This is a genomic window from Gardnerella sp. KA01002 (assembly GCF_049244015.1).
Classification (GTDB): domain Bacteria; phylum Actinomycetota; class Actinomycetes; order Actinomycetales; family Bifidobacteriaceae; genus Bifidobacterium; species Bifidobacterium vaginale.
Genome location: NZ_CP058365.1, coordinates 1622913 through 1647795, shown reverse-complemented (window position 1 = coordinate 1647795; position 24883 = coordinate 1622913). Strand labels below are relative to the sequence as shown.

Genomic DNA, 24883 nt, shown 5'->3' with positions numbered 1-24883 from the left:
TGTTGAATTAAATTATTCTCGTGCAAGAGATTTTGTGAGTTCGGGCAGCAGATTGCTTAGGTTATCTCGCTCTCCAATTGCACTTATATTGCCAATTTGCTGCTCGTAATTCCATTTTGTTATTCCACAGGAAAGCCGCAACCAAACATCTGGGTCTAGTTCTATAACATCAGGCGGCGTTAGATTGTGTGGATCTGATTGTGGACCTTCTAGGATTTTTATAGCTCCCCAGGGCGCTACTCTTACCTCTACAGCAAATCCAGGCGCTATTGATTCCAAAACATAAAGAGAATACCTAACAGCCATTGCTTCATCATCTCTACTAACTTCAAGAATTTTGCTGTTAATACATGTGAAATTTTCCTTATCTTGCAAAGATTTCACATACGCCTTCGCCTTATTTTCCCATAATTTAAATGATTCTTTAGCGCGATTTATATCTTTTTCTCTTATAACTGTCATATTTGAATTATCTCATGAATTACATGACTATTGTTTGTGATTTTGGTAGCGTTTTATCAAAGTCTGATAAAAGTTTAATAAAAGTCATATTGTGAATAATTCTTAATAAGTGTTTGGGGTTGTGATATCATCAACAATGAAAACGTGTGCATTGCCGCGTACCGTCTTGTTAAGTGCAATTTGGCGCGGCTACAACCAACATAATCAAGGGTTGCTATTCGCACATTTTAGGTAAATATATTATTCACGGCACAAGGAGTCAAATATGACTAAACACGTCGCGCCGAAAGCCAAGACAACTGCGGCGACATTTGCCAAAGAACTTCAAGAACATCTGAAGTACACTCAAGGTGTCACGCCAGAACAGGCCACTACGGCTGATGTGTATGTTGCCGCTGCTACCGCGGTCCGTCGCCACTTGATGGACTCTTGGATGCAGACCCAGCATGACATGATTAACGGCAACACCAAGGCTGTGGGCTATTTGAGCGCAGAGTTCTTGATGGGCAAGCAGCTTGAGAACGCTTTGCTTAACGCTGGTCTTACTGACCAGTTCAACAAGGCTGTAACTAAGCTTGGTTTCGATCCAAAAGCTGTTATCGATGCTGAGTATGAGCCAGGTTTAGGTAACGGCGGTTTGGGTCGTCTCGCAGCCTGCTTCATCGATTCGCTCGCCTCTATCGGCGTGCCAGCATTTGGCTACGGCATCCAGTATCGTTACGGAATTTTTAAGCAGCGCTTCGACGAAGATGGTAAGCAGGTAGAAACCCCTGATTACTGGCTTAGCAACGAAGAGCCATGGGGTCATATCGATTACGGTCGAGATCAGCGCGTTAACTTCGGCGGCGAAGTTGTTGAAGAAAACGGTAAGCGCGTTTGGAAACCAGCTTGGTCTGTTCGCGCAGTTCCAGTTGATTACATGGTTCCAGGATACAACTCTGGTCGCGTAAACACTCTTCGCTTGTGGACTGCAAAGTCTTACGACGAATTTGATTTGCTCACCTTCAACAAGTCTGAGTACTTGGATGCTGTTAAGCCACAGGTTGCAGCAGAAAACATTTCTAAGATTCTTTACCCAGAAGATTCCACTCCAGAAGGCAAGGCTTTGCGTCTTGAGCAGCAGTACTTCTTCGTAGCTGCTTCTATTCATGATGCTATCCGCGTATTCTATCCAGGTCAGGATAAGCCGGATCTCACCACCTTCCCAAGCAAGATCAACTTCCAGTTGAACGATACTCACCCAGTTATCGGTATTCCAGAGCTTATGCGCGTTCTTATGGACGAGTACGGCTACGATTGGAACACCGCTTGGGGCATTACCACCAAGACCTTCAACTACACTTGCCACACGCTTCTTCCAGAAGCTTTGGAAGTTTGGCCAGCAAAGCTTATTGGCGAACTTTTGCCACGCCACCTTGAGATTATTCAAGGCATTAGCGAGCAGTTCCGCAATGAGCTTCGCGGTAAAGGCGTTGCTGAGGATCAGGTTGAGCGCATGCGTATCGCTACCGACGCTGACGAAAATGGCGAAGGTGCTGTAGTTCGCATGGCTTACTTGGCTACCTACGGTGGTTCTTATGTTAACGGTGTTGCTGAGCTTCACTCTGAGTTGTTGAAGGATGTCACTTTGAAGGACTTCTCCAGCGTTTACCCAGATAAGTTCAAGAACGTTACTAACGGCGTAACTCCTCGTCGCTTTGTGCGCTTGAGCAACCCACGCATGTCTGCCCTTATTACTGAGGGCTTGGGCACCGACGCATGGCAGGGTGATTTGGAGCTTCTTGAAGGTTTGAAGCCATTGGCTGACGATCCAGCATTCGTTAAGAAGTTTGCTGAAGTTAAGAAGCAGAACAAGCTTGCCTTTGTTGATTTTGCAAAGCACAAGTATGGCTTTGAAATCAACCCAGATACTATGTTTAACACCATTGTTAAGCGTTTGCACGAGTACAAGCGCCAGTCCATGAAGATCCTCCAGGTTATCTCCACATACGCTGGAATCAAGAATGGCACAATCGACGTAGACAAGATGCTTCCACGCACCGTGTTCTTCGGCGCTAAGTCCGCTCCAGGCTATGCTATGGCAAAGCTCACCATTCAGCTCATTAACAATGTTGCTCGCGTGGTAAACAACGATCCAGCATGCAAGGGCAAGCTCGCAGTGTTCTTCCCAGAGAACTACAACATTGAACTTGCTATGAACTTGATTCCTGCCACCGATTTGGATGAGCAGATTTCTCAGGCCGGTAAGGAAGCTTCCGGTACTGGTAACATGAAGTTCGCTTTGAACGGTGCTTTGACTGTTGGTACTCTCGACGGTGCAAACGTTGAGATTCGTGAACGCGTTGGCGCTGAGAACTTCTTCCTCTTTGGTATGACTGTTGACGAGGTTGAGAAGCTCTATGCTGAAGGCTACGATCACGGCGACTCCCGCAAGTACTACGAGTCTGATCCTCGATTGAAGACTGCTGTAGACATGGTTGCTGACGGCACATTCTCCAATGGTGACAAGAGCGCGTATGAGCCACTCGTTAATGATTGGCTTACTCACGATTACTTCATGGCAATGGCTGACTTTAGCTCTTACATGGATATTCAAGCTCAAATTGAGGAAACTTACCGCGATCCTATGAAGTGGGCTCGCATGGCAGTTTTGAACGTAGCCAACTCTGGTTACTTCTCTTCTGATCGCTCTATCGAAGATTACCTCGATCGCATTTGGCACACTGGTGCTCTTCCAACTGCTGAATAATTATGTAAAAGCATTTTAAAAATTGCTTTAATAAAAAGGCTGTGACTAGCGTTTGTTGGTCACAGCCTTTTTTATTTATAAAAATAATTAAAAATAAATATCAAAATAAAAAAAAAATAAGGTGTGAAACTATGCACTATAAGTGCAGAACTTCACACCTTATATAGCTAAAAATCTGAGTATAAGAATTTTAATTCTATCTAAGCCTCAACTGGCTTAGCTACTTCAGATTCTTCCTTATCTGTTTTTTCAGCACCTAAATCGATTGGTGAAGAGCTGTTCTCCCATGGCTGCTCCCATGGATCATAATCAGGATTATGCTGCTTGTATACATACAATGCTGCAATACCTGCGAGCAGTGCTCCAAAGAGCAGTGCAAAGAACTTCCAACCGCCAGAGGACCTGTTCTCCATGATGGCTCCTTTCGTCAAGCTGACCTGCTCGTCCAAGTCAACAATTTATATCGAGTTTCACTCGCGTACTCACTATCATAGTGATTTTTTTCAATACTCGCATCTTTTTTATCATATAGATTGGTTACAAATATTTAAACTTTGTGTATGCGATTAGATAATGTTATTTTATGAACAATTTTGATGTAAAAAATATTATTAGGCGTTTTAAGATTAATTGCAAAAGCGCTACATATTCACTCATTTATATTTGTGTGTTTGTTTGGCTTGTTGAAATTATTCTTCATACTTTTTCGCCAAACTTGTATCAAGTACTTATTGAGAATACAGCATTTTCTCCATTTTTGATTAAAAAATCTATTTGGACTTGGTTTACATCTATGTTTGTCCATTCTCCTGGATTTAGCCACATATTTTTCAACATGCTCTGCTTATATTCTCTCGGAATAGAATTAGAGAAATTCTTTGGCAGGTGGAAGTTCTTCTTCCTATATGCCATTTCAGGACTAGGAGGATGCGTTGCAACCCTACTTTACTGCAGAATGACGGGAAACTGGTTCTTGTCGGCTTATGGTGCATCAGGTGCAATTATGGGGCTTATAGGGGCACTTCTTGTAGCTCAATGGAGACTCGGTGAAAATACTCGAGGAACTTTGATATGGATTGCTTTAACTCTAGCTATGCCTATTATTATTCCAAATATTGCTTGGCAGGCTCATGTTGGTGGTCTTATCACTGGAACAATTTTGGCTACTTTGCTTGGAGTTAATAATCCGATTCTTAAAAAAGCATCTTTTAATGAGCGTTTTGCTATATATTCTTTACTGATTCTTATTGTGCTCCTATCTATTTGCATGTTATGCATATGCTAATCAACTTTAAATTACACGTATGTAGTTCTCCACAATTGTGGACACAAAAGTGGATAACTTGGGTATAACATGGGAATATCTGCTCATGTTATCCACAATGTTGTACACAAACGTTGATAACTCAGTCTTTTAAAACCTGTTAACAAGTGCATAAAAGTTATCCACATTTTTTATAAATTGTGATTTTCTCCAATCTTAATAAGAAATAAAATTATGCAATCTAAATTCAATCATCCAAAACATCTAGATCCACAAAGCCAAGAAACACTTGATTTTATTAAGGAAAATCAAGCTGCTAACCCTAAAGATGCTGCTTTAAAAGCATCTAATAATCCCAAAATCAATGTTTTATTTGCCGTTAATCAAATAAGCGGAAAACAGATTGCAAAAACAAAACTGCCTAATTGGTATATGAATAAACAAGTAATATATCCATCTCACATTTCGATGGAACAATGTTCATCGCAAGCAACCGCACAATATAAGGCGCAGATAGTTCATAATCTTATAAAAGATAATAACTTAAACAAGTCTAACACTACACTAATTGATTTAACTGGCGGATTTGGCGTAGATTGCGCAATAATGAGCAAAGAATTCAGTGAATCTATTTGCGCAGAAAAACAAGAAGAATTATCTGCTATTAGCCAGCACAATATGATTGTAATGGGATTAAAAAATGTTCATTGCGTAAATTGCACAAGCTCTGAAGTATTAAATAACGTAAATTCAGCTACCATTATTTACATTGATCCCGCAAGACGCGACCAAAAAGGATCCAGAACATACGCTATAGAAGATTGCACTCCGAATGTTATAAACCTAAAGTCACAGATGCTAGATGCTTCAAAATTTGTGATTATAAAACTATCCCCAATGCTTGATTGGAGAAAAGCTATATGTGATTTTAACGGAAACGTTAGTCAGGTACACATAATTTCTCACAACAATGAATGCAAAGAATTACTTTTAGTATTGGACGCAAATTTACATAACATTATTGAGATTCATTGCGTTAACAATGAAAATATTACTGTTTTTTGCGCAAAATATGATTCGTCTTTACACAAGGTTGAAGAATCTTACGAGATTTCAAATAATGTCACAAATGTTATGGAAAATTGGAGAAATTTAGCTAAATATGTTTATGAGCCAAACGCATCTATTATGAAAGCAGGATGCTTCAATCTCTTAGTACAAAAATATGGTGTTTATCAAATAGCAAGCAACAGCCACATTTTTATTTCAGAAAATTGTAACTCTGATTTTCCTGGAAAAATTTGGAAAATAGAAGGAGTCTGCAGCATGAATAAAAAAGAAATCAAGCAAATTATTTCAGACTTAGAGTACGCGAATATAGCCACGTACAATTTTCCAATTAGTGTTAATGATTTGAAGAAAAAACTTAAATTAAAAGATGGTGGTACAACTAGAATTCTGGCTACTACGGATAGTAAAAACCAGCACGTAATTATTAGAGCAAGTCAAGTAACAGATAAACAGATAATATACAATAAATAAATTAATGGCTGCGCACTCATGCACGCAGCCATTAATCAAGATTTAAAAAGTTCTATTAACTTTTTATCTCCAGCACATTGTCATTAAGAATCCAGCCATAACCAAGCATGCTGCAATCAAAAGATTAAATGCTCCAATTCCAGGAATTGGTAGAGAAGGATTCAGGTAGTAAACAACCGCCCAGAACAAACCAACAATCATAAGCGTGCAGAAAAGCGGAACAAACCAACCAGCATTAGCCTTTGTTCCTTTAATTGACTCTTCAACTCTACGAGTATTTTCTTCTTGACGCTTCATCATTCGCTGTATCTGCGGAGACAAAGAATCTTTGTCCGCAGTCGCATTCAGCACAGCTTCAACCTGCTCCATAGGCACGCCATACAAATCTTCTTTAGAAGATTCTTTTGCTTCGCCAGCATCGGCAGATGAAGCAGCATTCAATGTGTTTAATTCTTCGTCAGCCATAACAGTAACTCTCCAATCAATCGGCTACACGCTATAATAATAGTTACACTCGAACGCAATAAGAAGACTGGATGCTATGGCTAGACAAACAGGTAAACACAGCGCTAAAAAATCGCTGTTAGGAAGCATTGCTGTGGCATTAGCTATCTCTTTTACAGGATATTTATTTATTACTAACTTGCGTATTAATCGTACAGCGTTTGTTACATCAGACACCGGTCAGATGGTAGAAAGAAATTCTCAAAGAGCAAAAAGCTTAAGAGAAGATGTTAAAGAGCTAGATTCACAGGTAAATCTTCTAAACAAAACTTTAACGAATAATACAAATGATGCAGATTCTTCCGACGATACTGGTGCTAGCACAATACTCCCAGCAATACAGGGACCTGGAATTAGTGTTACACTAAACGATTCACCACTGTGGAAAACAGCCGTAAACGGGTCTGGAAGCTCCGCAAACATAAATGACTACGTAATACACCAACAAGACATAGAAGCGGTGGTAAATGCCCTTTGGAGAGGCGGAGCAGAGGCAATAACAATCCAAGACCAACGCATACTATTCAATTCTGCTGTTGTTTGTATCGGAAATGTGCTTATGCTACAAGGTCATCAGTACTCGCCACCGTATAGAATATCTGCTATTGGCTCAATCGAAGACATGGTAGATGCGCTGGATGACTCTCCAGCAATTCGAACATATAAAGACTATGTCAGCGGTTTTGGGTTGGGATGGAAAGTGGAAAAAAAGAGTAATCTAAAATTCGCAGAATCTTCTGCACTTTTACAGCCGCTACGATATGCTTCGGTTCCAAAAGATGCCGATTTTATTAGTAGTAATATTTCGCCACAACACCATTCCAACAGGCAATAAAGGAGTAACATGAAGCGTTCTAACAATATGCACGAACGTAGCGAAACTAAACACGGCAAAACCAGTATTATCTGGCAAGCAGTTGGTGTTGTAGGAGAACTTCTTATTTCTTTCGCTGTTATTTGTGCACTGTATATTGTCTGGCAGATGTGGTGGACGGGTGCACAAGCTGAACATATACAAGTTGAAACACGTCAATCTGTTTCTTGGACAAACCCTGCTGCTGGTCCTAAAACAAAAATTGCTCTTCCTCAAGTAGACAATCCTCCTAAATTACAGGGCGTCAAACACGGAGATCTTCTAGCGCGAATCTATATTCCACGCTTCGGTGATCAATGGGAGCGTAATGTTATTGAAGGTGTAGATATGGAGATACTTAATCGTCGAGGATTAGGTCATTATCCTAAAACTGAGTTGCCTGGAGAAATCGGAAACATTACAATTATTGGTCACCGCAATGGTTATGGTCAGCCTCTTGCGGATGTTGATAGGTTCCAAAAGGGAGATTCTATTATTCTTCGAACTAAAGATTATTGGTTCGTTTACAAATACATTACTCACAAGATTGTTAGACCAGAACAGGTTGAGGTTCTTGACCCAGATCCAATAAACCATAGTAAAGAGCCAAAGAAACGCATGATCACCATTATTACATGCGAACCTAAGTTCTCTACACCTAAGTTCCGCTTTGTTAGCTTTGGAGAGCTTGACTATTGGGCTAAAGTTTCTGACGGTATTCCAAAAGAGCTTTCTACTTTAGATGAAAACGGAAAAGTTAAGTTTGTTAATAACGAGCAACAATCTTTGATCTCTCATCTCGATTCGCTTGTTCCGCTTATGATTGGCGCGCTGATAGTTTATTTGATTATCTTTGCTGCTGGAGCTATTGCATGGCAGTGGCCATTAAGACGCGAGATTAAAGCAGGTCTAAAGCCAAAGCCTGAATTCAGCATCTTTGGCGGACTCATGAGGCTACAGCCTGGAATTCTTCCAGTGAGATTAATTCTCTCCTTAATTATCTACCTAATATGCATTATGATACTTATGCAATGGGTATACCCGTTTGTTTCGGCAAATATACCATTCTTAAGAGAAATGTCTGCATACACAGCAACGCCTTACTAAAGGGTAAGTAGATAATAAGTAAGTAGATAAGATTAATAAATAATAAAAATCAGGGTTAGGATGATTTCTTAACCCTGATTTTTTCGTATAAGATTAGATAATCTACTTTTGGTTTATGTACAAGAACTAACTAAAACACGTGGACATTAAGCATGCACTTAATTAACATATGCATTTAATTAATATAAAAAGCCAGTAAGCTTATTAAACTTACTGGCTTTATGCTTTGCTTTTTACAAACCTGTATCTGTTGTTGTAGTAGATGTAGATGGGGCTTCAGTAGAAGGTTTATTCAAATCTAATCCCGTACCTGGCTTTGTAAGGTCCGATGAAGGAGTAGCAGATTTCACAGTCAAAGTGATTGTTGAACCTTTGTCAATCTTTGCTCCTTCTTTTTCAGACATTCCAGTAACTATGTCATCATCTTTAGCTGATGCATCAGATGCAACAACCTTAAAGCCTTTTGCTTCCAATACTTGTTTAGCCTGCTTGAAAGTTACAGTGCCAACAGCCAAACGAGGAACTTCAACTTTAGGCTTTCCTTTAGAAACATATACTGTTACAGAGCTATGAGGCTTTACTGCAGCACCAGAAGATGGGTTCATCTTGGTCACAGTTCCTTCAGATGCAGTATCAGATTCTTCCTCAACAACATTTACAGTAAAACCAAGATTTTGCAATTCGCTTGTTACAACATCCTTAGATTGTCCAACTAAACCATCAGGGATCTTTGTAAGACCAGAAGAAATGTATAAGGTAACCATAGACCCCTTGTCTGCAAACGAATCTGCAGAAGGATCTGTACGAGTAACATGATTCTTCTTAACTTCCGTGCTATCTTCTACACGAACATTAGATATCTTAAATCCAGCACGTTCAAGAGCTTTACGTGCTACATCTTGCGATTTACCAGTAACATCTGGAATCTTAGTAGACTGTGGACCTACAGAGAACCATACGCTTACTCTAGATCCTGAAGAAACTTTAGCTCCACCTTTAGGAAGCTGTTTTGTAAAAGTTCCTTCTGGTTGAGAAGATTTATCATCTTCCAAAATATCTGGGATAAGACCAAGAGCTCGCAACTTTTCGCGAGCGGCATCCTGCGTTGTTGTTTCTGTAAATGTAGGAACTACAACTTCTCCAGCAAGTTTACTGCGATTCAAAACAAATAAAATTCCAGCAACAATAATTGCGCAAACTACAGCAGATATAACGGAAGTAATAACAATTCTCTTGCTTCTTTTTGCTCTATTAGCTGCAAGCTGCGCTGCTCTAGTGTTATAACCAGTATTTTGAGTATAAGGCTCAAATTGACCTGTAATAGCACCAAAGCTTTGAGTTGATGCGGTATCAGCATTGTTCATTGCTTGTGTTGCAGCATTCTGCTCAGCCTGCTTTCTAGCACGCATATTAGCCAAATCCGTCAGAGGATTAAATGCTGCAGCAACAGGAACACCACCATTCATAAAAGCCAATATGTCATTTTTAAATTCTGCGGCAGTTGCATACCTATTCTGACGGTCCTTCGCCATTGCTTTGGCACAAATCTTATCCCACATAACAGGAAGACCAGGAACAAGCGTACTTAATGGCGTTGCAACCTCAGACACATGCTGATACGCAATTGCAACAGCTGAATCACCTGTAAAAGGAGGTCTACCAGTTAGCATCTCATATAAAACACAGCCAGCAGAATATAAGTCAGATCTCATATCTACTTGTTCTCCACGAGCCTGTTCAGGAGACAAGTATTGAGCAGTTCCAACCACACCCTGTGATTGTGTCATTGTTGTTGCAGAATCGTCCAATGCCCTAGCGATTCCAAAATCCATAACTTTAACAATGCCCTGCTCGGAAATCATAATATTTCCAGGCTTAATATCCCTATGAATCACACCCATTCTGTGCGAATACTCAAGAGCATTAAGAACTCCGAGCATAACCTGCTCAGAGTCTCTTTGACTCAAAGCACCATTCATTTTAAGAATATCGCGTAAAGTTTTACCCTTAACATATTCCATAACAAGATATGGCAGATGCTCTTCTACACCATTGTCATCTTCTACAGATTCTTCTCCAGAATCATAAATATTAACTATGTTAGGATTGTTCATCTGAGCAATTGAATGTGCCTCTCTGCGGAATCTAGATAAGAAAATCTCATCATTTGCCAGATCAGAACGCATAATTTTAACCGCAACAGTACGACCAAGACGTTTATCTTCTGCGATTCTCACCTCGGCCATTCCGCCACGACCAATTAATTCACCTAATTGATACCGTCCATTCGCTAATGAGGTAGGCATTGTGTTACTCATTGCTGCTCCTTGCGGTTGTTATTGTTTAAAATGTTAATAATATTCACTTGAGTTTTTGGAACACTTCTCACGCTACGAGCAGGACGCTGAACAGCGGAAGAAGGTATTGAGTTTTTATTATTAAATGCTGTTTGTTGATCTAAAAGTCTTCTTTCTATTTTTGAAAGAACTTTTGACACTACTAGAGCATCTTTAGGTCTGTCTTTTGGATTTTTAGAAAGCATTGACATTACAAACTGTCTTAATTGGATATCAACACTATCTGGAAGAGGTGGAACAGGATCGTTAACATGAGCTGCTGCAATATCTACAGGCGTAGCTCCAGTAAATGGTCTGTGTCCACAAAGTCCTTCGTAAGCAACAACTCCGAGAGAATATATGTCAGATTGAGCAGTAGCTTGTTCTCCTTGAGCTTGTTCTGGAGAAATATATTGAGCCGTTCCTACTACCATTCCATCCTGAGTTATTTGTTCTTGATCACTAGAATAAGAAACACCAAAATCTGTTATTTTTACACTTCCAGTATCAGAAACCATAATGTTTGCTGGTTTAACGTCTCTGTGTATAACACCATGAGAATGAGCTACAAAAAGACCTCTAGCTGTTTGAATAAGAATAGGAAGCAAACGAGTTGGTTCCACAGTTTTTTCTTTATGATACAAATCTGCTAAAGATTTACTAGGCACATACTCCATAATCAGGAAGCCAATACCATCATGCTCATAATAATCAAATAATGCCGCAATATTAGGATGCGCTAAATTGGCTGAATTATGTGCTTCTGCGCGAAGTCTACGCAATTTAGCTTCAACATTGTTAGTGTCTGTTCTAAGAGCTTTAATTGCTACAATTCTGCCAAGCTGTATGTCAAAACCTTTCCATACTTCGCCCATACCGCCTTGTGCAAGACGTCTATCTAACCTATATCGATGATGAACTAACTGTCCTTCAACAAGTTTCATTGCTTAAGAGCCTCCTTCATCACCTGCTTCATAATAGGTCCTGCAGTATAAGTTCCATATGTGTTCGCATTATGAACTACTACTGCTATAGCTATTTTAGGGTCTTCTGCTGGGGCAAATCCAATTACCCACCCATTTGCAGACTGATTTTTTACACCAATCTGCGCTGTTCCAGTTTTTGCTGCAACATGGATATTTGGTAGAGAAAGATTTGAATTTTCTTTAACTACTACACTTTGCATCATACTATTAAGTTTTGCAGCTGTCTGTGCACTAATAGCTTGGCTCATAACAGTAGGACTTGTTTGCGATATAACAGACAAATCACTAGATCTTACGCAATCAACCAAAGTTGGTTTCATAAGAGTTCCATTATTAGCTATAGCCGACGCAATCATAGCATTTTGAAGCGTAGTAATCTTTGCATCTCCTTGACCTATAGATTCTAGAGCTAATTTATCTTGAGATGGTTTAGTAGAAAGTAATGATGTTACTACTCTCATAGGGAAACCAGTTGAATCTGATCCATCTAAAGTAAATGAGCTAAAGAATCCAAATTTCTTAGCTTGCTTTATTATTGCGTCAGACCCTAACGATATTCCTAACTGCGCAAAAGCAGTATTTGAAGAATAAGCCAAAGCATCTTCAAATGATATTTGTCCGTTAACTCCATTTGCGGGAACAACAACATTTGTTAAATGTGTTCGAGTTCCAGGAAGAGTGTAGCTTGATCCAGCTGGAATCTGAGTATTTAAATCATATTTTCCAGATTCTAACGCTGCAGCAGCAATAAGTGTTTTTAAAGTAGATCCTGGTGCATATAGTTCAGAAATGGAACGATTAAGCATCGGATTATAAATATTAGATATAAGATCCTTGTAAGACCTATTTACAGAAGAAACATTGTGAGAAGCAAGAAGGGAAGGATTGTAACTTGGAGTGCTAACCATTGCTAGTATTCGTCCAGTTTTTGGCTCTATAGCAACTAAAGCACCTTCTTTATTTTTTAGTAGATTATATGCAAGAGTCTGAAGCTTAGTGTTAATAGATGTTTCTATTGAAGCACCCCTATTTTCTGCTCCAGTAAACAATGACTTAAACTTTTGAAGGAATAAAGCATCTGACTGTCCACTTAAAAGCTCATTCCTTGACGCTTCTATTCCTCTATCAGCTCTTTGACTTATTGAATAATATCCTGTAATCGGAGCATAAACTTCACCATTGAAATATGAGCGCTGATAAACAAAAGCATCTTTAGATGGATCAGATTTTGCTAATACTGTTCCATCAGACGCAAGTATTGCTCCTCTAGGAGACCCAAATTCATGGTATAGTGCTCGTCTATTTCTAGGATCTGAATTTAACTCGTTTGCTTTTATAGAAGTTATATAAGTACTAGAAACACAAAGTATTACGAATAATATTATTACTGCAGTAAAAAGCTCTTTTAAACATTTATTCATAACTTTCACCTCCATCTTCTTTAAGATCAGAGGCTTTATTTTCTCTCTCCCTAAGTTCTCGTTCTCTTAATGCAGCTAAAGCTTCGTATTGGAAAGTATCAGACATAACAGCAGTTTCAGGCTTATTTGCAGCATTAGAGATAACAATCAAAATAGCAGCAAGCAAATAATTTGCCACTAATGATGATCCTCCAGCAGCCATATATGGCATTGTTAAACCAGTTAAAGGAATTACAAGAGTAATACCTCCAACAACAGTAAAAACTTGGAAAGCCATTGTAAAAACTAAACCAGATGCAAGGAGTTTTCCAAAACCATCCTTGATTTTCATTGCCGTTATCATACCAGAAGCAATAATAATCAAGTAAAGCATTAATACTATGAACAACCCAGTCAATCCTAATTCTTCACCCACTGAAGCGTAAATAAAATCAGAATTAGCAAGAGGTGTCAAAGATGGGTGACCTTGCCCTAATCCTGTTCCTGTAACACCACCAGCTGCCAATCCAAATAATCCTGTAACAATCTGAGCAGAACCACCTGGGAATCTATTGTAAATAACTGGATCATACGGATTAAGCCAAGCATCTACTCTATACTGCACGTGAGCAAATAATTTAACAGCTACAAAGCATCCAATCATGAATGCTATAAATCCAATTGCAAGCCAACCTTTTCTGCCTGTAGCAACATACAACATAGAAACAAACATTGCGAAGAACATTAAAGATGTTCCTAAATCATGTTGTACAACAAGAACGCACATTGATGCAGCCCAAACAAGTGCAATAGGACCCATGTCTTTAAATCGCGGAAGATGCACGCCTAAAATCTTTTTTCCGCCAACAGCAAGCCTGTCTCTATGGTCAAACAAATATGCTGCAAAGAAGAATGCTAAGAATAACTTTGCAAATTCTCCAGGTTGAAGAGTGTGGTTACCAAAACCAATCCATATTCTTGCTCCGCCAATTTCCTTACCAACTATAGGAAGCATTGGAGATAGTAACAATATAAGACCTATTATCATACTTACGTACGAGAAGCGTCTAAGTATTCTGTAATCTTCAAGAACAAGCACAAAAATTATTGACAAAACAAGAGCAACACAAACCCATATAAGCTGTTTCATAGCAATATCTGTATTGTGCTGTTTATCTATCCTAGCAATCATTACTGTGCCGATAGTTGTAAGCAGAAGCATACATGGCAATATAACTTGACTACAATAAGGTTTTTTTACTATTAAAACTCCCCATAGAACCAAGTATAAGGCTGTTGTAAAAGTAAGCATTCCAATATAATCTGCTGGAATATATCCATTAATCCTCAAAAACATCTGCAAAAATGCTAATGAAGATATAATTATGGAAAACAGAAGTAGAGAAATTTGTTTAATTCTAATACTCAACATATTCATGAGGTTTTACCCCCTGAACCAGAGTCTGAATTTACAACTCCACTATTATTGCCATCTTTATCGTCTAAACTAGATTTAGTACTTTTTTGTTTATTACTGTGTTTTTCAATTTCTCTAGCACGCATTTCACGTCTTATTAATTTTGCGTGTCCTCTAGCTTCTTTAAGACTGCTAAAACTTATTCCTTCATCGAGCTGATCTTGCCAAGATTTATCTAGTTTTTTTACTCTAATATCTGTTTCTTCGATCTGATGAGAAAGTTCTAAACCAAAAATATTTGTAGGAACACCTTGGTAAATAACTACTCTATCGTTACCTTTACCAATGTAATACTGCTTTTGAGTCCACGAATATACAAGATATGCTCCAGAAGCAGCAATAGCGCATACTACAAGTATTGCGAAAGCAACTCCTATTCTCATCCATCTTTTTCTAATCTTATTTGCTTTATGCGCTTCAGCTTGTTCTCTTTTTACAGCTCTAGCAACATCTGGATCTCTAGGATCAGTTGAGATTCTTCCATTCTTCTTTTTTACAATAGGAATCTCATTTGTATCTGTAGACCTAAGTTCTTCTTCATTTCTTAAGTGAGAAGGCTGAACTAAACGAGTTGTTTCAACTTTTTCAACATCTTTTTCACTCGACTTTTCACCATCTTGTATAAGAGCAGCGGCTCTTTGAGCAGGTGAATTTTTACCTTCTCTCAACACGGGTGTGGAAGATACTGCCTTATTAACAATATCTGCTATCGATTCCAAATCCTTACTTGCAGCACCGCCAATCAATGGTGTTTGGTGAGGTAAATCAAAAGCATCTGCGTCTAGTGCCAAAGTCGCATCTGCAATAACAGCTGTGGCATTATCTGTACTTCCAGCTTTAAGAGCCATTGAAACAAGTTTTTGAGCACATTCTTCTTGATTAGATACACTGCTCATAACTTCTTGAATAGTGGAATCTTCTAATACTCCACATACTCCATCTGAACAAAGCAACCAGCGATCTGAAGGATGAGCTAATCGAATTGCCATATCTGGGCGTGGATCAATATCAAAATCACCCAATACTCGCATAACAACATTGCGTTGTGGATGATTTCTTGCTTCTTCTGGAGTAATATGACCAGTATCAATTAAATGTTGAACATAACTATGGTCACAAGTCATTCTTATAAGATGATTATCTCGCAACAAGTAGGCTCTAGAATCACCTAAATGTGCAAGAACCCAGTATCCGTTTACTAAAGAAACAGCTGTTACTGTCGTTCCCATGCCAGCAAGTCGTCTTTCACGCTTTGCTTTTCCAACAATCGCGTCGTGAGCTGCCATGATTGATGTTTCCATCATAGAAGAAACAACTTTTACATTATTTGGTCTTGAATCCTGCTCAATATGAGCTAAAGATCTTATTGCAATAGTGGACGCTGTATCTCCACCAGCATGACCACCCATACCGTCACAAATAGATGCTAAACGCTCTCCTGCGAACGCTGAGTCTTGATTATTACTACGAACTGTACCAACATCACTAACAGCCGTGGAATACATAAACAACGCTTTATCAATAAATGAAGCTTTATTAAAATTATTTTCTTTATCTTGATTAGTGTTTTTATTATTTAAAGAATTATATACAGTATCGGAATTTCTACTATCAATGTCTGAATCTAATTGTGTCATATAATCACCTCAATTCAAACATTGTTGCGCCAATTCGCACAGAAGTGCGTGGTTGCAAAACGACTGGTTCATTAACTCTATTATGACCAATCATAGTTCCATTAGTACTGCCCAAATCTTCGAGTACCCAAGATTTTACAGATTGATTAAAGTAAACACGAGCATGATGAGACGATACAAATTCGTCATTTAAAACTACAGTATTGTTTGCAGATCTTCCAAGAGTTACACCAGATGGTTCAAGAGGGAAGGATGAACCAGCCAAAGGACCATCAATAATAACAAGTAAAGTAGGATTTTCTGAAAGTTTATTAGATTCTTCATTCCTAGAAACTATATTATTTTGATTATTTTCACTACTTGAATTATTTGGCTTACGACGATACTTAGTCTTAAAAGAACGAGACTTTTTAGGACTAAAAATCTCAATATCTCTACGAAGAGAACGAACAGCAAACCACACGAATACCCACAAAAGTACTAAGAAACTGTACTTAAGTATAGCAAAAGTTAACTCGGTTAATATCATGCGCGTACTCGTATCTCTTTATATATTCGTCTATTACTCCTGATCTTGTGATGAAGCCCAATAGAAAATACGAGTACGTCCGATAGTTATAGTATTTCCATCTAAAAGTGTTGCTGCTGGAGTTTGATGTCCTTCAACATAAGTTCCATTAGTAGAACCAAGATCTCTAGCAATAACACCATCAGGCGTAATATCTATTCCAAGATGTCGACGAGAAATACCAGGATCGTCAATAACAATATCGCAGCCAGATCCTCTGCCTAATATAGTGCGATCCTTTGTTAACAAATATCTATTTCCATTAATTTCAAGCATTGGATGATTTTCTGACTGCTCTTGAGTTGTTACAGGAACAGCATTTCCTGGAACAGAGTCAGAAATCAAATTGAAATTACCTTTAGCAAGATCTGTGTCTTCTTCAAAAATAACTGCAACAGGCCCAACAAATGCATAATGCTGGCTTTTTGCATATTGTGTAAGATTATCTGCAAGCTCGTTAGCTAAAGCTTCACTACCAAGCTGATCAAAATCTGGCGTACTAAGTTTAAAATGATATTCATTCGGAGCAACTGTACGATCGCGATCAATTGGCATAGATTGATTATCAATCTCTCGCTCTAATGCACTGGAAAGATCAACAGGCTGCAAGTCTTTAGAGCCGAATTTTGCGAAGACCCCGTTCATTGCACCTTCAACGCTCTTCTCAAGTCGGTCAAGCATGCTCATTGTAAACCCTTTCTATCTTTTCCTCATATTACTCGTCACCTCGTACGGTGTTCAACTTATTACATTCGTATATTAATACTTGTTTTAATCAATATTCTTTTATATTACAAAATCATCCATCAAATCATCCATTTAAATAAATAAACACGCATACTCATAATACATATTTATCATATATATTTCTAAGTGTAATCTTTAACTATGAATCAAAAAAATCAGTTTTATGACTTTTGGCAAAAAATAGTAGATAATAAAAAGTCTTCTATTGTTTTACTTCTTGCCATTTTAATCCCTTGCATTGGTAAAGGGGTGCTTGTTATGAGTGAGGAAAGATCTTTAGAAACAGGCATAGTTGCATTTTTCCACAATTATTCCCCATCTTTCATAATGTCTATTTCAAAGATTCTCGCAATAATTTTTTCTACAAAATGTTGCATAGTCATACTTCTTGTTTTATCTATTATTTCTTACTTTATTAAAAGAAATTGGCGTATAACTCTTACACAACTTGTTATTTCTCTTTTGCCTATGGTTTATATTTTTGCAATTAAATTCATAGTTCATAGACCTAGGCCTTTTATTGGAGTAAAGGTTAAACTTCCACCAGATCCAAGTTTTCCAAGTGGTCATACTGCAGCAGCTGTTGCGATTTGCGCTATGATTCTTATGATTCTTTATGTATCTAATAAATCATTGTTAAAACTTGGCTTGATAATAAGCATTGTTGTTGTTGTAATAGTGGCTCTTTCTAGGCTTGTTGTTGCAGCTCACTTCCCTACTGACGTTATAACTTCTGCAATAATGTATCCAATATTAGTTATGTATAATCTTGATTTCTTTAAAAACAGTAGTTTTATTAATAGAAAAATATTAAAAAGATAAAGGTAAATAAACAATGTTTAATGGTTTTAAAAAATTTATTGCTCGTGGCAGCGTTATCGACATGGCAGTCGGTGTTGTTATGGGCGGTGCTGTTACAGCAGTTGTTAATTCAATAGTTAAAAATATTATTAATCCTCTTATAGCAATAATTTTTGGAAAACCAGATTTAAATGGTGTTCTAACAATAACAATAAATGGTGCAACTATTTCGTTTGGTGCTGTTATTGGATCTGTATTAAATTTCCTTATTATTGCTGTAGCTGTTTACTTTTTCATAGTTTTGCCTATTAATAAATTGAGAGAAATGGGTGTTAATTTCTTAAATATTGAAAAAGAAAAAACAGATGAAGAAAAACGCAAGGAACGTGAAGAAAAAATGATTAAAGTATTGGAAGATATTAGAGATTCTGTTTCTAAGTAAAAATGCTTTGATTTTAATTTAAAAATTCCCCCGCTAGTCTAAATAAGATTAACGGGGGAATTTTTGATTATTTTATTTTAACTCACTTATTTTAATCATCGCCAAGAGTTAGATGGATTCCACCAACTAATGAACCAACAACGTTATATAGCAAAGCACCAATTGCAGAAAGTAGTGTTAAAATAACTATTTCCACAACAGAAAGAATTGTTACAGCACTTAAAATTGTTGGAAGAGAGAATACATCAGCAAGATTAAAACCGTTGCTATTCAAACCTGTTGATGAAACAATCTGAGTTACTTGATCAAAAACACCAACCATGTTTAGAAATAGCCAAACTAATCCTGCTGCAATTACTTGAATTATTCCTCCAGCTACGCTAAGAAGAAAAGTAACTTTTGCAACAGACCACGCATCTACCCTAACTAAGGAAAGACTCATTCTTCTAGCACGCGGCTGACTAGTTTTTCTCTTGGTATAACCATTAGATTCAAAACTAGCTGTTCCACCAATTGTTCTTGGAGAATTAGTGTTAGGTTCGCCATTAACTTTGCTATTGGACGTTTCAAAATCCTCACTCATCTAAGTTCCTTCTGCTAGTATTTTCTTCTACTTCTTCATTCTTATTTTCACTTTCATCATCTCTTTCCTCATTACGAGCTATAGAGATGATTTCGTCACCCTTATCTGGCTTAGCTAAAGTCACACCCTGAGTTGTTCTACCAGTGCGCTTAACTTCGTTAACATCAGAGCGAATTACCTTACCAGACTTCATAATTGCCATTACTTGATCTGTTTCTTCAACGATCAAGGCACCAACCAAAGAACCGCGACCTTCTGCAAGTTGAACAGCTTTAACACCGTATCCGTTTCTTCCTTGCAAACGATACTCTTCAATAGCGGTTCTCTTAGCAAAACCTTCATTAGTAACAACGAGAAGATCTTTACTTGTTTCTACAGATACAACATCCATATCAAGTAATTCGTCGCCTTCTCTAAATCGCATGCCTTGAACGCCTGCAGTTTGGCGGCCCATTGGTCGAAGTTGCTCATCATCTGCTCTAAACTTCAAGCTCATTCCAAGCTTAGAAACAAGAATAATGTCATCTTCTGAATTGCACAAAGCTGCACCAATCAACTCATCAGCAGGTTCGCCTGTTTCTTCATTAGTCATTAGTCGAACAGCAATCAAACCACCTTGACGTGGAGAATCATATTCTTGTAAAGCAGTTTTCTTAACTTTTCCAGAACGAGTTGCCAAAACCAAATACTTCGCTACATCATAATTTGGAATTGATAACACTGCTTGAATTGTTTCTCCAGGAGTAAATTGAAGCAAATTAGCAACATGCTGTCCTTTAGAATCTCTTGATCCTTCTGGAAGCTCATATGCTTTAATGCGATAAACGCGTCCGCGATTAGTAAAGAACAACAACCAATTGTGTGTAGAAGTTAAGAAGAAGTGATCTACAACATCATCTTCACGAAGCTTTGCACCCTTAATGCCTTTGCCTCCGCGGTGCTGAGCACGATACTCGTCTGCTTTTGTGCGCTTAATATAGCCTGCACGAGTTACTGTAACAACAACATTTTCTTCGGCAATAAGATCTTCAACATTCATTTCTCCCGAGAATGGAAGAATCTTAGTTCTACGCTCATCACCATACTTAGCAACAATTTCATCAAGCTCATCGCCAACAATTTTGCGCTGGCGCTCTGGGCTTGCAAGAATATCGTTGTAATCTTCAATCTTGCGCATTAATTCTTCATGCTCGTCAAGAATCTTTTGACGTTCCAAAGCTGCAAGTCTACGAAGTTGCATTGCAAGAATAGCATCTGCTTGAACATCATCAACATCAAGCAAATTCATCAAACCAGTACGAGCAGAATCAACATCTTTAGAAGATCTAATTAAAGCCACAACTTCATCGATCATATCCAAAGCTTTCAAATAGCCTTGCAAAATATGATCTCGCTCTTCTGCCTCACGCTTTAAGTAGCGTGTACGCCTATCAATAACTTCAAGCTGATGACTTACCCAATGACGAATAAACGCGTCTAAACTCAAAGTGCGCGGCACACCATCAACCAAAGCAAGCATGTTAGCGCCGAAAGTTTGCTGAAGCTGCGAATGCTTATACAAGTTGTTCAAAACAACTTTTGGAACAGCATCTCGCTTAAGAACAAGCACTAAACGCTGACCAGTACGGCCAGACGTTTCATCGCGCATATCTGCAATGCCTTGAATCTTTCCATCTCGCACAGCTTCCCTAATAGAAGCAGCTAAGCGATCAGGATTAACTTGGTATGGAAGCTCGGTGACAACCAAGCACATACGTCCCTTAATTTCCTCGGTATTAACTACTGCTCGCATTGTAATTAATCCGCGGCCTGTACGGTAAGCTTGCTCAATTCCCTTGTGACCTAAGATCGTTGCTCCAGTAGGGAAATCAGGTCCTTTAATTCTCTGAATTAAAGCTTCAAGAAGTTCGGAATTGCTAGCAGCTGGGTGATCTAATGCCCAATGTACGCCATCTGCAACCTCACGCATATTATGAGGCGGAATATTTGTTGCCATACCAACAGCAATACCAGCAGAACCATTAACTAAAAGATTCGGGAAACGAGCTGGCAAAACTGTTGGTTCTTGAGTTTTACCATCGTAGTTTGGCAAGAAATCAACAGTATCTTTGTCAATATCTCGAACCATTTCCATAGCAAGAGGCGCCATACGGCATTCCGTATAACGCATTGCTGCTGCAGGATCATCACCTGGGGAACCAAAGTTTCCTTGACCATCAACAAGCATGTATCTCATTGACCAAGATTGAGCCATACGAACCAAAGTGTCATAGATAGCAGAATCACCATGAGGATGATACTTACCCATAACGTCGCCAACAACGCGAGAGCACTTGTTGTACCCTCTATCTGGCCTATAGCCGCCATCATACATAGCGTAAATAACACGACGATGCACTGGTTTTAAGCCATCTCGAACATCTGGTAAAGCGCGCTCAACAATAACAGAAAGTGCATAAGCAAGATATGATTCGCGCATTTCCTGCTGCAAATCCATGTGCTTTACGCGAGCACCTTTCATTAAGCCGTAATCAGTATTATCTGATTCTTGCGGACTTTGTGGTTCCATAGACCCATCAGGCAACTGATCTCTATATTCACCATCATTAGCGGCGTTTATTTCGTCTACCACTGCTATTCCTTCTTATTTATATTTTAAAGTTTATTTTGCTTTATTTTTACGTTGATTTATTAACTATTTTTAAGCATCAATAAATCTTGCATCATGAGCATTACGTTGAATAAAGAGCCTACGAGGTTCCACTTCGTCTCCCATAAGCATTGAGAATGTCTCATCAGCTCGAGCAGCATCTTCAATATGAATTTGCTTTAAGATTCTGTGTTCAGGGTCCATCGTTGTTTCCCACAGCTCCTGATAGCTCATCTCACCCAAGCCCTTGTATCGCTGAATACCTTCGCCTTTAGGAAGTTGTCTGCCTGCAGCTTTACCTTCTGCAAGAACTCGATCACGCTCAGCATCGGTATAAACAAAGTCATGTGCTCCCTTGCTCCACTTCAAACGGTAAAGAGGCGGCATAGCAACATAAACGTATCCTGCTGTAATCATTGGACGCATATAGCGGAAGAACAGTGTTAAATTCAATGTAGCAATATGAGCGCCGTCAACATCAGCATCAGCCATAATAATGACTTTGTGATATCGAACCTTACTTAAATCGAAGTCTTCACCATAACCGCCTCCAACAGCAGTTATTAAGGATTCAATAGTTTCCGACTTCATCATTCGATCAATTGAAGCGCGCTCAGTATTCAAAATCTTACCGCGCAAAGGCAAAATCGCTTGAGTAATAGGATCTCGTCCTTGAATTGCGGAGCCACCTGCGGAATCACCCTCAACTATAAACAGCTCGCATTCTTCTGGATTATTAGACTGGCAATCCTTCAATTTATCTGGCATTCCAGCAGTTTCAAAGATTGACTTTCTACGCGTATTTTCGCGAGCTTTCTTAGCTGCAATACGTGCACGAGAAGCTTCAATTGCTTTTTGAATAATGTTCTTTGCTTCACTTGGATGAGCGTCGAACCAATCTCCAAGCTTTTCAGTCATTACTCGCTGAACAAAGGTTTTAGCTTCAGAATTGCCAAGCTTGGTTTTAGTCTGACCTTCAAACTGTGGAGTTGTAAGCTTTACTGAAACAACTGCTGTTAATCCTTCTCGAACATCGTCACCAGAAAGATTAGTATCTTTTTCTTTTAAGATATTCTTTTCTCGAGCATAACGATTTACAAGAGATGTAAGTGCAGCTCGGAATCCTTCTTCGTGAGTACCACCTTCAGTAGTTGAAATAGTGTTAGCAAAAGTGTGAACTGCTTCCGAATATGCAACAGTCCATTGCATAGCAATTTCGGCAGAAATACCAATTTCAAGATCTTCCGCCTCAAAATCAATAACATCTGGCTCTACAGGAACAGCTTTTCGAGATTTAACCAAATAGTCAACGTAATCTTTGATTCCGTGATCATACTTGTAGCTAACGCTTTGATGCTTTTCTTCACTAGTTGATTCATTTTCTCCTGTGACTTCGTCCCCTGCTTCATCAGGCTTGCGCAAATCAGTTAAAGAGATCTTCAATCCTTTGTTTAAGAAAGCCATCTGCTGGAATCTAGATCGCAAAGTTTCAAAATCGTATGTAGTTGTTTCAAAAATAGCACCATCTGGCCAGAATGTTACGGATGTACCAGTAGATTCACCTTCTTCCATTGGCTTTCCTTTTTCCAATGGTGCTGTTGGATGCTGATCTACATACGTTTGAGTCCAATGGAACCCTTGACGACGAACTTCAATTTCTACGCGTGTAGAAAGTGCGTTAACAACGGATATACCAACGCCATGCAAACCACCAGAAACGGCGTATCCGCCGCCGCCAAACTTTCCACCAGCATGAAGCTTAGTCATAACCGTTTCAACACCAGAAACGCCTTCTCCTGGTACTTCGTCAACTGGAATGCCTCTACCATCATCTACAACTTTTATTGCATTGTCTGGCAATATTGTCACTTCAATGTGAGAAGCATAACCAGCCAAAGCCTCATCAACCGAATTATCTACAATCTCGTATACAAGGTGGTGTAAGCCTCTTGGACCAGTTGAACCAATGTACATACCTGGTCTGATTCGAACTGCTTCTAATCCTTCAAGAACGCGAAGATCGCTAGCATCATAATGTTCAGGAGAAAGTGAATCATCAAGCTGAGCGTCATCGAGTTTATGTTCTTCAACAGAATTTTCCATTGAATTATCTTCAGTGTTTAACACTTTAGATCCCTTCCCGTATTACCTCATGCCAAGAGGCATTTACGAGGTCGATACACGCTAGAAAGCACAAAAAAGGGGTTTCTAGCGATTTAACTATATTACATAACATTCTACACATGCATAATGACCGCTCTTTATTAAGAGCCGTTATTAGTGATTCTTAATATTAAACCTACTATTTATTGATTTTTTGCCTGTTTTTTGCAAAGATGGACCAACTATTTTGACTTCTTTAATATTAATATTTTTTGAATATTCAAATATTTTTTTCTCAAGCATAGGTTTGCAGTAGCTAAGTTGTGTATACCAAACGTTTGATTTTGTTCTAACTATTAAAATACCGTCTTTTATTTGATCTATATAACAATTTAAAGATGCACTTTTACCAACTATTTTCCACCAATCTTCTCGCATTCTTGCTATAGCAAGCGGCTCATTCCAATGTTTTTTATTAGCAAAATTACCTAGCAACGAATACAGATTTTGTGGATCCCTACCAGGTTTTCCAAAACTTTCCCAAGATTTATAAGCATTTTGCTCGTTTATTGTTTTCTTTTCTCCCCTTTTTTCTATAGGAGAAAAAACAATCTCAGGAAGCTTTCTAGTGTCTAATTTTAATAATTTATTTACGGGAATTTTCATTATTTT

Annotated in this window: 21 protein-coding genes; 7 read left to right on the top strand and 14 right to left on the bottom strand. The window is 38.5% G+C overall.

Annotated features, from left to right (window positions below):
- Positions 1-12: 12 nt before the first annotated feature.
- The gene (locus HXT60_RS06495; protein ID WP_004116474.1) at positions 13-462 is read right to left on the bottom strand and encodes a sterol carrier family protein; all 450 of its coding nucleotides are present in this window, start codon (positions 460-462) and stop codon (positions 13-15) included.
- A 265-nt stretch (positions 463-727) separates the two neighbouring features.
- On the opposite strand from HXT60_RS06495, the gene HXT60_RS06490 reads away from it, so the two are divergent.
- Positions 728-3211, top strand: a complete 2484-nt coding sequence (locus tag HXT60_RS06490; RefSeq protein WP_004113991.1) for a glycogen/starch/alpha-glucan phosphorylase — start codon at positions 728-730, stop codon at positions 3209-3211.
- A gap of 200 nt (positions 3212-3411) precedes the next feature.
- Here HXT60_RS06490 and HXT60_RS06485 read toward each other — a convergent pair whose 3' ends face one another.
- A complete protein-coding gene (locus HXT60_RS06485; RefSeq protein ID WP_004113993.1) occupies positions 3412-3624 on the bottom strand; it encodes a hypothetical protein in 213 nt (70 codons plus the stop codon).
- 170 nt (positions 3625-3794) lie between these two features.
- Between HXT60_RS06485 and HXT60_RS06480 the strand changes: the two genes are divergently transcribed.
- Positions 3795-4496, top strand: a complete 702-nt coding sequence (locus HXT60_RS06480; RefSeq protein WP_004116470.1) for a rhomboid family intramembrane serine protease — start codon at positions 3795-3797, stop codon at positions 4494-4496.
- A 213-nt stretch (positions 4497-4709) separates the two neighbouring features.
- A complete protein-coding gene (locus HXT60_RS06475; protein ID WP_048730949.1) occupies positions 4710-6017 on the top strand; it encodes a THUMP-like domain-containing protein in 1308 nt (435 codons plus the stop codon).
- A gap of 63 nt (positions 6018-6080) precedes the next feature.
- Here HXT60_RS06475 and crgA read toward each other — a convergent pair whose 3' ends face one another.
- A complete protein-coding gene (gene crgA, locus HXT60_RS06470) occupies positions 6081-6482 on the bottom strand; it encodes a cell division protein CrgA (RefSeq protein ID WP_004113997.1) in 402 nt (133 codons plus the stop codon).
- 76 nt (positions 6483-6558) lie between these two features.
- Between crgA and HXT60_RS06465 the strand changes: the two genes are divergently transcribed.
- Together HXT60_RS06465 and HXT60_RS06460 are read left to right on the top strand one after the other, a co-directional pair.
- Positions 6559-7356, top strand: a complete 798-nt coding sequence (locus tag HXT60_RS06465) for a DUF881 domain-containing protein (protein WP_004113998.1) — start codon at positions 6559-6561, stop codon at positions 7354-7356.
- A gap of 9 nt (positions 7357-7365) precedes the next feature.
- The gene (locus HXT60_RS06460) at positions 7366-8481 is read left to right on the top strand and encodes a class E sortase (protein ID WP_004114002.1); all 1116 of its coding nucleotides are present in this window, start codon (positions 7366-7368) and stop codon (positions 8479-8481) included.
- Positions 8482-8714: 233 nt separating this feature from the next.
- On the opposite strand, the gene pknB is transcribed toward HXT60_RS06460, so the two are convergent.
- The 7 genes from pknB to HXT60_RS06425 are packed head-to-tail and all read right to left on the bottom strand — an operon-like array spanning position 8715 to position 17572.
- Complete coding sequence (gene pknB / locus HXT60_RS06455; protein WP_004114004.1) at positions 8715-10799, bottom strand: Stk1 family PASTA domain-containing Ser/Thr kinase; 2085 nt, start codon at positions 10797-10799, stop codon at positions 8715-8717.
- Positions 10796-11761, bottom strand: a complete 966-nt coding sequence (locus HXT60_RS06450; protein ID WP_004114005.1) for a serine/threonine-protein kinase — start codon at positions 11759-11761, stop codon at positions 10796-10798. Before HXT60_RS06450 ends, pknB begins: the two co-directional genes overlap by 4 nt.
- Positions 11758-13224: a peptidoglycan D,D-transpeptidase FtsI family protein gene (locus HXT60_RS06445; protein ID WP_004573601.1), complete on the bottom strand. Its 1467-nt coding sequence runs from the start codon at positions 13222-13224 to the stop codon at positions 11758-11760. Before HXT60_RS06445 ends, HXT60_RS06450 begins: the two co-directional genes overlap by 4 nt.
- On the bottom strand, positions 13217-14641 hold the full coding sequence (locus HXT60_RS06440) for an FtsW/RodA/SpoVE family cell cycle protein (protein ID WP_016827129.1): 1425 nt from the start codon (positions 14639-14641) through the stop codon (positions 13217-13219). The genes HXT60_RS06445 and HXT60_RS06440 overlap by 8 nt, the downstream gene beginning before the upstream one ends.
- The gene (locus tag HXT60_RS06435; RefSeq protein WP_421791066.1) at positions 14638-16317 is read right to left on the bottom strand and encodes a PP2C family protein-serine/threonine phosphatase; all 1680 of its coding nucleotides are present in this window, start codon (positions 16315-16317) and stop codon (positions 14638-14640) included. Before HXT60_RS06435 ends, HXT60_RS06440 begins: the two co-directional genes overlap by 4 nt.
- Before the next feature lie 4 nt (positions 16318-16321).
- Positions 16322-16846 carry an FHA domain-containing protein FhaB/FipA gene (locus HXT60_RS06430; RefSeq protein WP_009994535.1) on the bottom strand — a complete coding sequence of 175 codons (525 nt, stop codon included), beginning with the start codon at positions 16844-16846 and terminating at the stop codon, positions 16322-16324.
- Between the two features lie 33 nt (positions 16847-16879).
- Positions 16880-17572: an FhaA domain-containing protein gene (locus HXT60_RS06425; protein ID WP_004114015.1), complete on the bottom strand. Its 693-nt coding sequence runs from the start codon at positions 17570-17572 to the stop codon at positions 16880-16882.
- 201 nt (positions 17573-17773) lie between these two features.
- Here HXT60_RS06425 and HXT60_RS06420 point away from each other — a divergent pair, with 201 nt between their 5' ends.
- Together HXT60_RS06420 and mscL are read left to right on the top strand one after the other, a co-directional pair.
- Positions 17774-18454: a phosphatase PAP2 family protein gene (locus HXT60_RS06420; RefSeq protein ID WP_004114017.1), complete on the top strand. Its 681-nt coding sequence runs from the start codon at positions 17774-17776 to the stop codon at positions 18452-18454.
- 13 nt (positions 18455-18467) lie between these two features.
- Positions 18468-18875 carry a large conductance mechanosensitive channel protein MscL gene (gene mscL / locus HXT60_RS06415; RefSeq protein WP_421791064.1) on the top strand — a complete coding sequence of 136 codons (408 nt, stop codon included), beginning with the start codon at positions 18468-18470 and terminating at the stop codon, positions 18873-18875.
- 91 nt (positions 18876-18966) lie between these two features.
- On the opposite strand, the gene HXT60_RS06410 is transcribed toward mscL, so the two are convergent.
- The 4 genes from HXT60_RS06410 to HXT60_RS06395 form a co-directional block, all read right to left on the bottom strand.
- On the bottom strand, positions 18967-19458 hold the full coding sequence (locus HXT60_RS06410; protein ID WP_020759666.1) for a DUF3566 domain-containing protein: 492 nt from the start codon (positions 19456-19458) through the stop codon (positions 18967-18969).
- A complete protein-coding gene (gyrA, locus tag HXT60_RS06405) occupies positions 19451-22090 on the bottom strand; it encodes a DNA gyrase subunit A (protein WP_004116461.1) in 2640 nt (879 codons plus the stop codon). The genes HXT60_RS06410 and gyrA overlap by 8 nt, the downstream gene beginning before the upstream one ends.
- Positions 22091-22159: 69 nt before the next feature.
- The gene (gene gyrB / locus HXT60_RS06400; RefSeq protein ID WP_004114024.1) at positions 22160-24235 is read right to left on the bottom strand and encodes a DNA topoisomerase (ATP-hydrolyzing) subunit B; all 2076 of its coding nucleotides are present in this window, start codon (positions 24233-24235) and stop codon (positions 22160-22162) included.
- 150 nt (positions 24236-24385) lie between these two features.
- The gene (locus HXT60_RS06395; RefSeq protein WP_020759664.1) at positions 24386-24877 is read right to left on the bottom strand and encodes a DciA family protein; all 492 of its coding nucleotides are present in this window, start codon (positions 24875-24877) and stop codon (positions 24386-24388) included.
- Positions 24878-24883: the final 6 nt, after the last annotated feature.

What these genes read in the sequence shown, in the direction of transcription:
- HXT60_RS06445 (WP_004573601.1), bottom strand. Translation starts at nt 13,224, where the DNA reads ATGAATAAATGTTTAAAAGAGCTTTTTACTGCAGTAATAATATTATTC.
- HXT60_RS06425 (WP_004114015.1), bottom strand. Translation starts at nt 17,572, where the DNA reads ATGAGCATGCTTGACCGACTTGAGAAGAGCGTTGAAGGTGCAATGAAC.
- HXT60_RS06475 (WP_048730949.1), top strand. Translation starts at nt 4,710, where the DNA reads ATGCAATCTAAATTCAATCATCCAAAACATCTAGATCCACAAAGCCAA.
- HXT60_RS06450 (WP_004114005.1), bottom strand. Translation starts at nt 11,761, where the DNA reads ATGAAACTTGTTGAAGGACAGTTAGTTCATCATCGATATAGGTTAGAT.
- HXT60_RS06485 (WP_004113993.1), bottom strand. Translation starts at nt 3,624, where the DNA reads ATGGAGAACAGGTCCTCTGGCGGTTGGAAGTTCTTTGCACTGCTCTTT.
- HXT60_RS06430 (WP_009994535.1), bottom strand. Translation starts at nt 16,846, where the DNA reads ATGATATTAACCGAGTTAACTTTTGCTATACTTAAGTACAGTTTCTTA.
- HXT60_RS06490 (WP_004113991.1), top strand. Translation starts at nt 728, where the DNA reads ATGACTAAACACGTCGCGCCGAAAGCCAAGACAACTGCGGCGACATTT.
- HXT60_RS06435 (WP_421791066.1), bottom strand. Translation starts at nt 16,317, where the DNA reads ATGACACAATTAGATTCAGACATTGATAGTAGAAATTCCGATACTGTA.
- HXT60_RS06395 (WP_020759664.1), bottom strand. Translation starts at nt 24,877, where the DNA reads ATGAAAATTCCCGTAAATAAATTATTAAAATTAGACACTAGAAAGCTT.
- crgA (WP_004113997.1), bottom strand. Translation starts at nt 6,482, where the DNA reads ATGGCTGACGAAGAATTAAACACATTGAATGCTGCTTCATCTGCCGAT.
- HXT60_RS06465 (WP_004113998.1), top strand. Translation starts at nt 6,559, where the DNA reads ATGGCTAGACAAACAGGTAAACACAGCGCTAAAAAATCGCTGTTAGGA.
- HXT60_RS06460 (WP_004114002.1), top strand. Translation starts at nt 7,366, where the DNA reads ATGAAGCGTTCTAACAATATGCACGAACGTAGCGAAACTAAACACGGC.
- HXT60_RS06480 (WP_004116470.1), top strand. Translation starts at nt 3,795, where the DNA reads ATGAACAATTTTGATGTAAAAAATATTATTAGGCGTTTTAAGATTAAT.
- HXT60_RS06410 (WP_020759666.1), bottom strand. Translation starts at nt 19,458, where the DNA reads ATGAGTGAGGATTTTGAAACGTCCAATAGCAAAGTTAATGGCGAACCT.
- mscL (WP_421791064.1), top strand. Translation starts at nt 18,468, where the DNA reads ATGTTTAATGGTTTTAAAAAATTTATTGCTCGTGGCAGCGTTATCGAC.
- HXT60_RS06420 (WP_004114017.1), top strand. Translation starts at nt 17,774, where the DNA reads ATGAATCAAAAAAATCAGTTTTATGACTTTTGGCAAAAAATAGTAGAT.
- HXT60_RS06440 (WP_016827129.1), bottom strand. Translation starts at nt 14,641, where the DNA reads ATGAATATGTTGAGTATTAGAATTAAACAAATTTCTCTACTTCTGTTT.
- HXT60_RS06495 (WP_004116474.1), bottom strand. Translation starts at nt 462, where the DNA reads ATGACAGTTATAAGAGAAAAAGATATAAATCGCGCTAAAGAATCATTT.
- pknB (WP_004114004.1), bottom strand. Translation starts at nt 10,799, where the DNA reads ATGAGTAACACAATGCCTACCTCATTAGCGAATGGACGGTATCAATTA.